Source organism: Oleiphilus messinensis, from assembly GCF_002162375.1.
GTDB lineage: Bacteria > Pseudomonadota > Gammaproteobacteria > Pseudomonadales > Oleiphilaceae > Oleiphilus > Oleiphilus messinensis.
In genome coordinates this window covers 5,156,978-5,172,456 of the sequence record NZ_CP021425.1, presented here as the reverse complement: position 1 = coordinate 5,172,456, position 15,479 = coordinate 5,156,978, and the positions used below count along the sequence as shown (strand labels likewise).

General features: G+C 42.7%; 4 protein-coding genes. All 4 read left to right on the top strand.

Annotation, left to right across the window (positions count from 1 at the left end; genetic code table 11):
• The first annotated feature begins 104 nt into the window (after window positions 1-104).
• The 4 genes from OLMES_RS22440 (at window position 105) to OLMES_RS22425 (ending at window position 15,422) form a co-directional block, all read left to right on the top strand.
• Window positions 105-1,535 carry a phthiocerol/phthiodiolone dimycocerosyl transferase family protein gene (locus tag OLMES_RS22440; RefSeq protein WP_087463304.1) on the top strand — a complete coding sequence of 477 codons (1,431 nt, stop codon included), beginning with the start codon at window positions 105-107 and terminating at the stop codon, window positions 1,533-1,535.
• A gap of 198 nt (window positions 1,536-1,733) precedes the next feature.
• A complete protein-coding gene (locus OLMES_RS22435; RefSeq protein ID WP_198343086.1) occupies window positions 1,734-6,950 on the top strand; it encodes an AAA family ATPase in 5,217 nt (1,738 codons plus the stop codon).
• Between the two features lie 148 nt (window positions 6,951-7,098).
• Window positions 7,099-14,217, top strand: coding sequence for a non-ribosomal peptide synthetase/type I polyketide synthase (locus OLMES_RS22430; RefSeq protein WP_198343085.1), 7,119 nt, complete (start codon window positions 7,099-7,101; stop codon window positions 14,215-14,217).
• A 29-nt stretch (window positions 14,218-14,246) separates the two neighbouring features.
• Window positions 14,247-15,422: an MFS transporter gene (locus OLMES_RS22425; RefSeq protein WP_332454913.1), complete on the top strand. Its 1,176-nt coding sequence runs from the start codon at window positions 14,247-14,249 to the stop codon at window positions 15,420-15,422.
• Window positions 15,423-15,479 lie beyond the last annotated feature (57 nt).

The window sequence follows — 15,479 nt, the reverse complement described above, 5'->3', positions numbered from 1 at the left end:
TCCGAATCTTAAATATTTACCCGGCTTGTTAAATTCTCGAATGGACGAGTAAGCGTGACTTTACTTTAATCTAAGTGAATCAATTGATATGTAGTGGTGTGTCTATGTCTTCAGATTTTTGTTCTGATGAAGGGCTCATACGTGAACTTTCACATGGAGAGGCCGTATTCGCAAAGTTGGGCGTTGGAGTTGTTAGTCGATGTGTTCTATACGGGGAGTTACCCATACAGGTTCTTAGAAAGGCATTCAAAATGATTGTTTCGAGGGATCCGTTGTTAAGCTCCGAAGTTGTTTCGATTAACGACACGCTATTCTTTAAAAAGCCCGATAAGGTTACTTTGCCTATTGAAGAAATCAAAGACCGAACAAAAACAGAGCTTAGGGACGCTTTTTTAGAAGAAAAGGTGAATCAAAAACTTGATATCAACGAGGGAGTGTTAAAGGTCTATGTAATTTATGAAGCGGCGAAAGATAGTAAGCAAGGCGTGGCCAGAATGGATATTGTTACAGTTATTTCCCATGCGGTCGCAGACGCACTTAGTTGTATTCGAATGTATAAGGCTTTTTTCGATTTGTGTAAGGCGTTGATGTGTAATGAGCATAAAATTATAGATTATTACCAAACGACTAGACTGAATGATTTGCCGTATATAGAGAAGTTATTACCTGAACGAGGTGATAAATCTGTCGATGAAATTGTCACAGCCAGAAAAGACAAGCTTGCATTGTTCCGGAATGAATACCGCGCTTGTGAGCTAACGAATGAGGCGGGGCCACCTCGGATAAGAATTCTTACCCATAGATTCTCGAAAGGTGCGACTACTCGTATTCTTGACATCGCGAGAAGTAATCAGATTACTGTAAATAGTTTACTTTGTGCTAGTTTCTTATTGGCTTCTCATGAAATTTTGGGGGGAGATGAGAAGTTCAGAGATCCATCTGCGAAGTGCCGATACTTATACCGTACCGTCGTGGACTTACGCCGTAGAGTCAAAGCTGATCTGTCAAATCATGGGACGCTAACTGGGGCATCAAGCTTCCTTAATTCGTATGAACTGGGCGAAGACGTAAATATTATTGACCTGGCAAAACTTGTGGATTTGCATACAAAGAAAAAGATTGAAGATATGGTTTACAAAGAAAACCATATGAGTGCTAAAGAAATTGCCGCGCTCCCAGACTTGCCGTTGACCTTCCATTTTTCGAACTTGGGAAATATAGACTTACCGAGTGATTATGATGGTTTTAAGTTGCAGGAAGTCTTTGTTATTCCTGCGCCACAGCACTTTAAGACAATCCCTATCATGGTATTGACATTTGATGGGCGATTACAGTTCAAAGTGCATTATACGGAGAACTTTATATCTCCCTATTTTATTAATAGATTTGTCATGGCAACCGTTGATATTTTGCAGCAAGCATTTGTTTATCGGAAAAGTGGAATTAGAGCTGATTTGTCGCAAAGAGTTGTCAAGCGGTTTGAGCATCGGGGCTGGCTATTCAAATTCTTACGTTTTAGATTTGGCTCCCCTTAAGTTTTGATTACTACATTTTGATGGTTGAGGATTTTAGTTTGCAGGTTGGTTAGAACATACACTCAGTGCTTAACTGTTGCTTGTTTTTCTTTTAGTTTGTGCACAAGGGTCTATACTTTTCCGATAGTTACGGTAATTTTGCTGGTGTTGGTATAACTAGTAGGTAATATAAATTGGTAGCGTTTGGGGACACGGATTTTGATAGGAGTAGAGACTGATTTCAAAAACAAAGAATTGTTGTATACCAGTGTAACTACCAATGTGAGCCGGTGTCAGGATGAAAATGGCCGTTCTTTAATTATCAAATCCTTGAATGAGCCATTTCCAACAGTTGAGCAGGTTGCCAGGTTTACTTTTGCCTTTGATATACAAAAAAAGTTCAAACATGAAAACATCGTTGAGATAGAGTCACTCATTAAGGTTGGAAACACCCCGACTGTTGTGATGCTTGACGAGGGATTGGTTTCACTTCACGAGTATTTGGATGAGTTACCTCATCACTGTTTGCCAATCGAAACTTTTCTCCCTTTTGCCCTCCAGCTCTGTAGAGCTATCGGTGAAATCCATCATCGAAAGATCATTCACAAAGATTTGCATGCCGGAAATGTCCTGATTCACCCCACTACACTTCACGTTAAAATTACCGACTTCGGATTAGCCTCAATGCTACCTCGTGAGCAACCTTCACTCAAACCCCCTGATCAGATCGAGGGTATTCTGGCTTACATTTCGCCGGAGCAGACCGGGAGGATGAACCGGGCACTGGATTACCGGACAGATTTTTATTCGATGGGGGTGTTGTTTTATTTTGCTTTAACGGGCCGCCTTCCCTTTCAGTCTGATGATGGAATCGGGATGGTGCATGCCCATATTGCGCACATCGCAAAGCCGGTTTGTCAGATTAACCCTGCAGTACCGAAAGTGGTGTCAGATATTGTAGCGAAGCTCATGGCGAAAAACGCAGAGGATCGTTACCAAAGTTCCGAAGGTGTGCATTCTGATCTAATTCGCTGCCAGAAGATCTGGCAAACCGCGGGAGAGGTTCCAGAGTTTGCATTAGCTGAGCAGGATATTTCCGATCATTTTTCGATTCCGCAAAAGCTATATGGTCGGGAACAGGAAATTGAAGAGCTTTGGGCTGCTTTTCGGCGTGCATGTGAAGGCCGTCCGGTCATGTTAAGTCTTTCGGGGTATTCCGGGGTTGGCAAATCCGCCTTGATTCACGAGGTTCATAAACCGATTGCGGCAGATGATGCTTTGTTTATTTCCGGGAAGTTCGATCAACTTCAACATAATATTCCATATTCAGCGCTATTGAGAGCGTTGTCAGAGTGGGTACAACAAGTCCTGACGGAAAGTGAAAGCCGTTTGCAACACCTCAAGCAAATCCTGCTGCAACGACTGGGGCAGAATGCTAGGGTTTTGATCGACTTTCTTCAGGAGATGGAACTTGTACTGGGTGCATTACCGCCTGTTGCAGAGTTGGGGGCTGAAGAAACACGTAACAGGTTTCACCACACGTTTTCAAAATTCATGCAGTGTGCTTCTGAAGCGAAACCTTTGGTTGTTTTTATTGATGATGTGCAATGGGCCGATTTAGGGACATTGCAGCTTCTAAAAGCGATCATGATGAATGGAGAGGGGCGCATTTTATTATTGTTGGCGTACCGGGATAATGAGGTTGATGCAAACCACGCTTTGAATGAGGTTTTTACGTCAGTTTCGCGGTTGCATGGAGGCAACCTTTGTCAATTGCGTTTAAAGCCGCTTTCATTCACCCACTTACAGAAATTACTCAAAGAAACGCTAGATACAGATAAAGGGGTCTCGGAGTTAGCCTCGCTTATTTTGACCAAAACCGAGGGTAATCCATTTTTCGTTAATGAGTTCTTAAAATCCCTCTATACGGAAAGTCTCATTGATTTTGATCAAACCAATCGCTGCTGGTATTGGGATCTGGAACAAATTCGAGCAAAGGGGATAACAGACAATGTTGTTGAGCTTATGCTCGATAAAATGAAAAAAATGCCTGTTGCGACACAACAAATGTTGCAGAAAGCCGCGTGTATTGGAAGTCGTTTTGACATTCAAACTTTGGCAGTGATCACTGAGCTTGATGGACAAACAGTAAGCCAACTTTTATGGCCGGCCTTGACGGCAGGGTTGCTTGTTCAGGAGGGTGGAGACTGGTTGCCAGGTATTGTAAGTGAGCGCCAGAGTGAAAAATGTGTGAGTACTTACCTCCCTGCAAATGTTCCCTCCTGCAGGTTTTTGCATGACAGGATGTTGCAAGCTGCTTATTCATCCTTGAGTGAAAAGGAAAAAAGCTTCACCCACCTGTCAATCGGTAGACTTTTACACTCTCATAATCCATCCCCTAAGGGTACAGAAGTTTTTTCTCAAGCAGAGCAGTTTAATGCAGGAAAAGCACTAATTTTGCCTCAACAAGAGAAGTGTTTGGTTGCAGAGTTGAATTATCAAGCTGCCATGAATGCCAAGCAAGCCAGTGTCTGGAGAGCGGCTTTCCAGTTTGTAAGTACAGCACTGAGTTTATTACCATTACGTGCTTGGGAATTGCAATATGAGCTCACAAAGAAAGTTACTGTGTTGTTTGTTGAGTGTGCGTATCTTGATTCGAAGCCGGCCTTAGCTTTTGAGTTTGCAGAATATGCTTTAAATCAACTTAAGGAAAATGAAGATAAAGCTCAGCTGTGTCTACTGACTCTGACTCATGGTGGAAGGTTTCAGAATATGGGTGGAATCATCGACAAAGGAATAGAGGGGTTAAAGTACTGTGGAATTGAGATTCCGCGTTCTAATGACGATATTATAGAGTTAGTAAATATTTTTGAGACAGAAATTCAGCATTACTTTGATTGTAGAGCTGGCTCTCTCCTTGCGGAAATGGATGGGGATATTAACCAACAGCAAGACTTTCAACTTTCATTGATGTCCTCTCTTTCAGGAGTGTGCTACGTTGCAAAGCAGCCTCTTCTCAATAAATTATTTTCTCTCTATGCAATGAAGTTATTGCTTGAATTTGGGGGAGGTTCTCAATCTCCTGTTATTCTCGCTCGTTATGCTTTGGTGAGCTCTCACGATCGGCTTGACTTGGCTACGAAACTTTCTCAAAAAGCGCTGGATATCCTCGATCAACAACCAGGGCACCCTGAGCTTTCTAACGCGAGTATAACCATCGGTTCAATGGTTTGGCACTTTACCCATCCATATTCTGAAACACTCTCGATTTTGAGTAATGGTTTCAGAGAAGGCTTAGCAAATGGTTCAATTCTCATGGGGGTTGGCTGTTTTTCAAATTCCATTATTCTTCGTTTCAGTAGAGGAGAGTCTCTCTCATCAATAAATCGCGAGCTAGAACGACTGAAGGAGTTGCTTCTCAAATATCAACAACCAATTTCTGCAGGAATTCAATATCAGAGACTTCTTGATATGCTGAGGGGAAATACTAAGGCTAATACTCTCTCTGAAGCTGAATTTTTGCCTGCTGAGTGGACCTTTGTAAAAGAGTCTTCAATCTATGCATTTATCTTACATTTGCGATTACTGTGGTTGTTTTGGTCTGATCCGTCAAGAATAAATTGGGCGGAGGTCGAACGCGCACAAGACGCATTACTTACCATACCCGGAATGTTGCCAAATATTGACCATTTCTTTATCAAAGGGTTGCTTATATCACGTTTTTCAAGTGAGTTTTCAGAAAGTGAGAGCGATAAGCGGATCCATGAACTCTATAAGATTGTCGAGAAATTTTCATATTTGAGTTCGCAGTGTGCAGAGAACTTCAAACATAAATTAGTTTTGCTCCAAGCCGAATATACGAGAGTGGTGAAACCTGAATTGTCTATGTTTGAGCTTTATAAACAGGCTATTAACTTGGCAGTGCAAGGTGACTTTTTGCAAGATGCGGCGTTAGCATATGAGCTTTATGGTGAATGCGCGATGGTCTACGGGTTCGCTGAAACTGGATGGGCGAGTATACAGCAGGCACATTATATGTATGGTCAGTGGGGAGCTGTTATTCGGCAAAAACGACTTGAAGAAAAGTACCCGAATATTTTTCAGAGTACTGTTTCTGCAAGGGTTTTGACAAGTGCGAGTTCACATCGTGTATCTGGTAGTGGCCGGATTGCTGATTCTCTGGATATTGAGACCATTCTTAAGTCATCCCAAACTATTTCCAGTGAAATTATACTAGATCAGTTAATGGCAAAAATCATGGAGATTATTTTGGAGAACGCGGGGGCGCAATCCGGTGTGATGTTGCTGGAGTCCAATAGTGTGTTTGCAGTCGAGTTTGTCGCGACGACTACCATTTCAGGGAACTATGTGGAAAGTGGGTCACTGAGGCCTCCTGTTCCATTGGATGAATTTGATCAATTGCCGCATGAATTGATTCGTCTCGTACTGCGAACGGATAAGAGTGTTGTACTGCAGAATGTTGAGCATGACCCCAAGTGGAGTCAGGATGCATACTTTGAACAAAAATCACCGAAATCAGTGTTATGTACTCCGATTCATTACCGAGAGAAGCTTACAGGTGTTCTGTATTTGGAAAACATGTTGACTGTAGACGCTTTTACATCTGAGCGTTTGAGTGTTTTGGAAATGTTATTAGTCCAAGTGGCAATTTCTTTGGAGAATGCGCGCCTCTTTGATGAAGTGCAAACTTTGAACTTAAGTCTCGAAGATAAAGTTGAACAGCGCACTTCTGAGTTAAAAGCGGTTAACAAAGAGTTGGAGGCTTTTAGTTATTCGGTTTCTCACGACTTGCGGGCTCCATTGAGAAGTATCAAAGGATTTGCGGAAGCGTTGCTTGAAGACTACGAAGATAAACTCGACGGAATGGGTCAGGATATGTTGCGTAGAGTTTGTGCCGGTGCGGAAAAAATGAGTGACCTCATTCATGGGTTGCTGGAACTATCTCGCTTAACACGTAGCGAACTTATTCTAAGTGAAGTTTGCTTGTCTGATTTGGTGAATGAGATTGCCATAGAATTACGTGAGCGTTTCCCACAGCAGAATGTGCAGTTATTGGTAGGCCCGGATATTGTCGTTCAGGGTGACAAGCGGATGCTGTACTCGGTGATAGAAAACCTGATCAGCAATGCATGGAAGTATTCATCAAAAAAAGAGGTTTCAGAAATTGAATTTGGTGTGATTTCTGAAAAAAACCAGCCGACTTATTTTATACGGGATAATGGCGCTGGTTTTGACATGAAGTATGCGCATAAGCTTTTTGATAGCTTTCAAAGGTTACACACTAATAGAGAGTTCGAAGGTACCGGTGTTGGCTTGGCTACTGTGCAGCGTATCGTTCATCGCCACCATGGCGAGATTTGGGCGAAATCCGAGCTCGGAGTTGGAGCAACTTTTTATTTCACTCTCGGTTGCTAGCATCCTGTAAGCAATTTGGTCTGTAGATTCTCAGCTCCACTCATTAAATTGAGCAGAACTTATAGGTTTTGACTATACTTCGGGCTGTTCTAGCATATCTTTAGTTAACTTGAGTCGTACTAAAATGCCTTCTTCATGTCAGCCTATCGTGGAAATTGAACTTACACCGGGTCAACATGCCATATGGATGGTGCATATTCTTCACCCGAATACGGGAATATATAACAGCCACTTCGTCTTTGATGTTCCTGAATCTTTAGATATCGTTATCCTGAAGCGTGCCTTGGAAGCTGTAGTAAAAAAACATCCACCTTTAAGGACTCTTTACAAACAAAATGCACATGGAGCCATTGTTCAAGTAGTTTATGACGACTGGCCATTACAGTTTGAGGAAATTGATGTAGGAGATGCATCTGACATTTTTGTCGATGACCTTTTGAATCAGTATTTACAGCAGCCCTTTGAGTTGGAGCGTGAAGTTGCAATGCGATGGGTCTACATAAAGCGAAATAACCGCCAAAATGTGTTGGCCCATTACGTGCACCATATCAATATGGATCTCTGGGCCTGCATGGTACTATTCAATGATTTAAAAAAGGCGTATTCATCAATTTTAGTTGGCAATGAGCCAAATACAGAGATATCAAAGCCGTGTTTCTATGACTTTGTTGAGAATCAAAATCAAACTTTAAGTACGAGTAAAACAGTTGATTTGCGGAAGTTCTGGCATGAGCATCTCAAAAATATGCCTCAAGTCTTGGAAATCCCACCAGTTAAACCAAGACCGCCCATTCATTCGTGCAATAAAGAATATTTTAGGTTTAGATTTCATGAGCCCGTTATCACAGCTTTTAATGCTCTGGCTGCATCAAAGGGACACTCACTTTTTTCACAATATTTAACTTTATTTCAGTTATTGTGTTACCGATACACTGGACAAACAGATTTGGGAATAGGGTGCCCGACTGCAGGGCGAGATTCTACCTACCAAGGCGTCTATGGTTACTTTACAAACGCTGTGATATTTCGAGCAGTAATTAATCCCGATTCCACATTTGATGAGCTGATGGAACAGCAGAACTCGTGGGCGCAACAGTCCATCGATATGCAAGAGTACCCATTTCCCTATTTGGCCCGAGAGCAAATTGAGCAAAGAGATTCATCACGTTCACCATTGGTTCAAATATCATTTGTCTGGGAAAATATTAATCGTTTTGAAAACCGTCAAAACCCCTTGGTTTTTCAAGATTCTGACTCGCTACAGGCAATATGGGATATGGGGGATATGGGGTGTTGGAATAGACATATTCGATTGCAACAACTGGATGATTTCGATCTCACATTTAAGATTTATAAGTATCAAGACGATTTTATTGGTGGTATAGAGTACAACACTGACCTGTATTCACTAGCAACTATTCAGGCGATAGCAGGGCACTATCAAGAATTGATGGAGTCAGTAACCCGGTGTCCTGATTTGCCCGTAAAACAATTGTCGATGTTATCCTGCGGTGAAAGAAATCGAATTTTTAATTTGTGGAACCAAGCATCGGTAGTCCCTAAAAGAGAACGATTTTTAACTGAATATGTTCGTGATCTTGCAAAAAAGTACCCCAACAACATGGCTGTACTTTGTGGTAAGCAAGGTGTTACTTATGCGGAGTTGGAATTTCAGTCTTCTAAAATAGCGAATTTTCTGCTGTCGAAAGGACTTCAGCGGGGTGATGTAGTCGGTGTCTATCTTGAGCGAAGAGTCGAGGTTGTTAGCTGCTTTTTGGGAATTCTTAAGGCAAATGCGGCTTATTTACCATTAGATGTTGAATATCCGAGGGAAAGGCTTCGATTTATCATTGATGATGCTAAACCTAAGTTTATTCTGACATTATCAAAATTATGTAGTAATCCTGAATTGAGTGAAACTCAAACTGCTGTCGCAATAGACGCTCCAGACTTTTATACAAGTGAGATAAAAACTGAGCTTGTGCCTGCAATGCCTAACCAGCTTGCTTACGTGATCTATACATCAGGTTCTACTGGTTTACCTAAGGGGGTATTGATTGAACATCGCGGCTTAAATAATCTAATTTATGCCAAGCGAGAAGTTTATCAATTGTCCAAAAAAGATCGGGTGCTGCAATTTGCAACATTAAACTTTGATGCGAGTATTTCCGAAATAGTACTCTCTTTAAGTGTTGGCGCAACACTTGTGATGGCGGAAAAGAAAGATGTACTTGGTGAAAAGTTACTGTCTTTTTTGTATTCGAATCGAATTACGTGTGCAATTTTACCTCCAGCCACATTAGCAGTAATTGAACCCGATTTCGACCGTATAAAAAGCTTACATACATTGATCGTGGCTGGGGATGTTTGCTCGGCGGAGCTTGCCAGGAAATGGTCAAAAGGACGTCGTTTCATTAACGCTTATGGACCGACAGAATCAACGGTTTGGGCTACTTTTGCAGAAGTGGATGGTTCTTGTATTCCATCCATTGGTGTGCCAATTCCAAATACCCAGGTATACATTCTTGATGCTGAAATGAATCCAGTGCCTGTCGGAGTGCCTGGTGAGATATTTATCGGCGGGCTTGGTGTGAGTCGGGGCTATTTGAATAGACCTGATTTGACGAAAGAAAAATTTATTTCCAACCCTAATGGTCGTTACGGTGGAATACTATACAGGACAGGAGATTTAGCTCGATATTCGGTGACTGGATCCATTGATTATCTAGGTAGACTAGATCATCAAGTCAAGATTCGTGGGTTTCGAGTTGAATTAGGAGAAATTGAGGCGGTTTGTAGTACATATCCAAATGTCCACGATGTTTTGGTTCTCGTACGGACCCGAAAGCACGAAAGTGCAAATTCACAAGATCTTATAGCCTACATAGTCCGAAAAGCCGGAACTAAGCTCGATGAAAATGATATTAGAGCGCATTTAACTAAGCGCTTGCCTGATTATATGGTGCCATCCGCGTTTGTAGTTTTGGATGCTTTTCCCTTAACAGCGAATGAAAAGATTGATAGAAACGCTTTGCCGCCACCAAAGTTTGAAGATGATAAACTCATTGTGAGTCATTTAAACGATTCATACCGGAGCCCGACAGAATCAATACTCGAGAAAGCTTGGAAAGATGTTTTACAGGTCGACTCGTTAAGTAAGTCTGATAATTTCTTTGAGCTTGGTGGCCACTCATTGTTAATGGCTAAATTGTATAATCTGCTACCAGATGGGATAAAAGAGAGCGTCGCTTTACATGAATTGTTTCAATATCCCACGATCGAATCTCTAGCCTATTTTATCGACCATGATGACCAAGAGTCGGCGTTTATCGAAGACGATGCTCACATTGAACGGTTCCGGTTAAAGCGTAGATTGTTAGAACACCTGGTGGGAGCGAAGATCGCAATTGTGGGGATGGCTGGGCGATTTCCTGGTGCAGATGATGTGGAACAGTTCTGGGATAACATATGTAATAAGCGGGAAAGCATACGATTTTATAGCAACAAAGAGCTAGAAAAGGCTGGAGTACCTGAGTCTTTATTGAAGAAGCCAAATTATGTGAGAGCTAAGGGCGCCCTCAATGATATCAAGAGCTTTGATGCGAAATTCTTTAACATGTCTCCACGGGAAGCTCAAATCACAGATCCCCAGCATCGGCTCTTTCTAGAGGTGGCATGGGAGGCTCTCGAAAATTCAAACTGTGTGCCTGGTGATACCGATGCGGCAATCGGGATCTATGGTGGGAGCGGAATGAATGAGTATCTCAGAAACCATATCGGAGATGATACAGGGATACTGGAAGCCGTGGGGGATTATCCCATTGCAATTGGCAATGATAAAGATTTTCTTTGTACCCGAGTTTCCTACAAACTGAATCTTAATGGCCCTGCAATGGTATTGCAGACAGCCTGTTCTACTTCTCTGGTTGCTGTTCATAATGCCTGTCAAGCATTGAACCAACATGAATGTGATGTCGCCCTCGCAGGTGGTGTGTCTCTAGGCAAGCTGGAAAGTTCGGGTTATTTGTATCAAGAGGGCATGATCATGTCTCCCGATGGGCACTGCCGACCATTCGATGAAGAGGCTGCGGGTACTGTATCAGGCCAAGGGGCAGGCGTTGTTGTACTCAAACGTCTCCAAGATGCTTTAGATAGTCATGATTATATATATGGCATTATTGAAGGGTCTGCCGTAAATAATGATGGCTCAATGAAAGTTGGGTATACCACCCCCTCGGTTGAGGGCCAGGCAAAAGCAATAGCATTGGCATTGGCAAGTGCAAACGTAGATCCTACACGGATTGGCTATGTCGAAGCTCATGGGACGGGAACAAAAGTAGGGGATCCGATAGAAGTGAGGGCACTGTCCAAAGCCTTTGGTTTAAAAGGTGAAAAAGGCCAGTTTTGTGCGCTTGGATCTGTAAAAGCGAATGTAGGTCACTTAGACGCTGCATCAGGTATAGCCGGTTTAATTTCTGCTGTGAAAGCCGTGCAAACGGGGAAAATTCCGCCCTTATTAAATTACAAAAATTCAAACTTGGCCATCAATTTCAGACTTACGCCATTCTATGTCAATACAGAGTTAAAGGATTGGCCTGAACAGCAAGGGGATCGTTTTGCAGCAGTGAGTTCTTTTGGTATTGGTGGGACTAACGCTCACGTAGTTGTGCGTCAGCCTCCACAAATACACCATGGAGAGGCCGCACGTCGTCAGCAAATTTTGACGCTAAGTGCTAAATCGCCGAGTGCATTGGAGCAAATGACAAATGAGTTTAAGGCCTATCTGAAGGAAAATGAGAGATCCTTGAATTTTGCAGATATATGTTATTCGCTTCAGGTTGGGCGTACTCGTTTTCCTTACCGACGTTATCTTTTGTGTTCTGGTTTTAAAGATGCGCAGCAAAAATTGGCGCAATTAGACCCTGCTTTTGTCATTACGGAAAAATACAAACCTATCCGAAGAAAAATCGCATTTATGTTTTCTGGCCAGGGCTCGCAGTACGTTGGCATGGGAAAGCAATTGTTTGAGGTTGAAATCCAGTTTCGGGAGACGATCGAGAAGTGTCGATTGTTATTGATGGATCGTTTTGTTTACACCTTTGACCGTCTTGAAGACAAAGATCTCAGGGCCCAGTCAGATAAAATACATGAAACAAATATCACTCAACCTGCATTGTTCATTTTTGAATTCGCACTCGCTAAAATGCTTATGTCCTGGGGCATTGAGCCTGACTTGATGATTGGTCATAGTATCGGTGAGTATGTTGCAGCGCATCTGGCTGGAGTATTTTCATTAGAAGATGCACTGGAGCTGGTGGCGATTCGAGGTCAACTTATAGTAGATGAATTGAAAGAAAAGAAAGGTTGTATGCTGTCAGTACAAACCTCGGAAGATTCGCTAAAGTCGTTGATCCAAGCAAGTTCCCAAGAGGACAGACTGTCGATAGCCGCGATAAACGGAGAGAGTCGTTGTGTTGTTTCTGGCGATGTTAATGCTATTTCCTTATTTAAAAAAGAATTGGATCGGCAAAAAATTGCAAGCCGAATATTGAAAACTTCTCATGCTTTCCACTCCTATATGATGGAGCCTGTCGTGGAACGATTCAAAGCTTCGGTCGCAAAAAGGCGTTTGAATCCTCCTGATCCAAGTCGACCATTCATTTCCTCTGTTACCGGGAAGTTGATTACGGATGAACAGGCTACGGATCCAGAATACTGGGCTCAGCAGTTGCGTAATGAGGTTCGCTTTCACGATGGTTTGAGCACATTGCTGGATCAAAGAGAAGACGACACTACCGGGATGTTATTGATTGAAGTTGGACCAGGAAAAGTGTTGAGTACCTTAGCCAGACAACATCCTTCGCTGGCAACCCAGGATGAAGTGTTCTCCACAACAAGGCATCCCCAGGGTAGCAAAGTAGATGATACGGAGCTGCTGCTAAAGTTAGTGGCTCGTCTCTGGATGTTGGATATTAGAGTCGATTGGAATCAGTTTTATGCAAATCGTTTCAGGGGCCGGGTACCGTTACCGACTTATCCATTCGATAAAAAGCCCTATTGGATACCCGCTCATACGCAAAAAGGAATAATCCGCAGTACTGTTCTAGAAGCGGATAGTGGGCCGGTTGAAGGTGTGAGCCCTCTGAGAGATGAAGAAAATGCCATTCTTGATCCAACCGAATTGGCCGTACTGCAAATTTGGCAACAGTGCCTTGGACATAAAAAAATCAATCGGCATGATAGTTTCTTTGATATAGGTGGTGACTCTTTGATCGCAGTAAATGTGGTCAATAAATTAATGGAACGATTTGACGTTCCGATTGAGTCTCATGTTCTGATAAACAATTCAAGTGTTGCGAAGCTTACTCTGCATATCAAAAGCATTACGCAACACCCTGAACGGGTCCGTGAAGCTGGGGCGCTATCGGCGACGAGTCCATTGGTCATGATTCAGAAAGGTGACGGAATGAGGGATGAAGTTAAGCGGCCTATCTTCTTGGTTCATCCGATTGGTGGAGAGGTCTATTTTTATCGAGATTTAGCTCGATACTTAGGCGTCGACCAGGCCGTTTATGCGTTTCAAGCTCATAGTCTGGTTGGGAAAAGTGCTCCCTACACATCTGTGGTTAACATGGCAACCGATTATGTTGCGGAGTTGTTGAGTACGGAAGCGGAGCCCCCCTACATTTTAGGGGGGAGTTCTTTTGGTGGTATGGTTGCATACGAGATGGCACAACAACTACACCGAAGGAATATTGAAGTACAGTTGGTTGTCATGATTGATACTCCGGCCCCCGAAGACCTGCCTGATACAATAAGGGATAGTGCATCTGTACTGGAATACATGCTACAGGGAGCGCTGCCATTAGATATCCATCGACTTAGACAAATAGAAAGTGTTCAAGAACAAATTGACTATGTGATTGAGCTTGCGCAATCCGCTGATAAAAGTGAGGTTTTACCTCCCTATCTTAGTGTCCCCTTACTGAATACGTGGATAGCTCATCAGCAAGCAACTTTTGCGTACCAACCCCAACCTTATGATGGGCCGGTAATGTATTTCAGGCATACAGAACCATTGGCTAACTTACCCCCTCGCCCCCATGAATCTTGGCAAAAATGGACCGGAGATAGGTTTTGGGATTTCAAGATGGAAGGCAACCATATCACTATGAACTTTCACCCTCATGTAAAAACATTGGCGAAATGCTTAAAAGAAAAACTTGTAGATATGTATCTCGCAAGGATTGAGAAAAATGGTGCCTAAATTTCGAGTTTTTTGCAGGCCAACTTTCTTTGAATAGTCAGACATTCACTCAAATCAGGAATTTGACACTGTTATTAGGAAGCTCCTTGACTGTTATGGCTGGAGCGGCCATTTCTCCTGTGCTGCCGCAAATTTACAGTGCATTTTCCAATGAGCAGAGCTCTGACTTGCTGGTTAAGTTGACGCTCACCCTTCCAGCTTTATTTATTGGGCTTTTCGCTCCGCTTATGGGGTATCTATTGGATGTATGGGGCCGAAAGCCTGTTTTAATTTTGGCTTTATTGATATACGCGATAGCCGGCAGTTCAGGTTTGTACCTGAATTCGCTAGAAGGGATTTTAGTGGGTCGTGCGTTACTAGGAATAGCCGTTGCTGGAATAATGAGTGGTTTCACCACTCTCATTGGCGACTATTTTCAAGGACAAAAACTCGCACGATTTATGGGTTATCATGGAACCTTTATGTCTTTCGGGGGGATACTTTTTTTAGTCGGAGGGGGCTGGTTGGCTGATTTCGGGTGGCGATATCCATTTTCTCTATACCTGTCGGCACTGTTTTTATTCCCACTCTTGCTTGTTTTTGTATCGGAGCCTGCATTCAAGCAAAGTTCTGCTGGTGCACATAAAGTAGCTGGCTTGCCTATAAAAAAGATGTCGTTAATTTATTTACTGGCATTTGTCATCATGGCGTTGGTTTATTTTATACCGGTACATATTGCGTTCTATTTGAATCAGATGGAGCCGATCAGTGGTGCTAAAATTGGTGTGATCATGGCTGCGTTGACATTGGCATCGGCTACTACATCATATTTATTCTCGCGCTATTCGAGAATTCTCAATTCTCATGTGTGTTTTTGTTCATCCTACACTCTGATGGGAGTGGGACTTCTTATTATTTCACTTTCGGGTAGTAGTAGTCTGGTTTTAGTGGGTATTGTATTGGTTGGTTTGGGGTTTGGATTATGGGTTCCCACAATCAATGTCTGGCTAGTCAGCGGGCTTGCTCCAGAAATTCGCGGTAAAGTTGTCGGAGGATTTACCACTTTCTTTTTTTTGGGGCAATTCTTTTCCCCCATAATAAGTCAGCCTCTCATTCAGTGGAAGGGAATTGCGGCCAGCTTCATAGCTGGTCCAGTTTTGCTCTTCCCTCTGGCAGCGATTTATTTATGGCTCATATTTTCCACTAGACGCGATTCTATTTCTTGAGTCTCTATGCAGTAGAGCCTGTGCCTTCAATTCTCAGGCACATTTCTCACCCTTTGC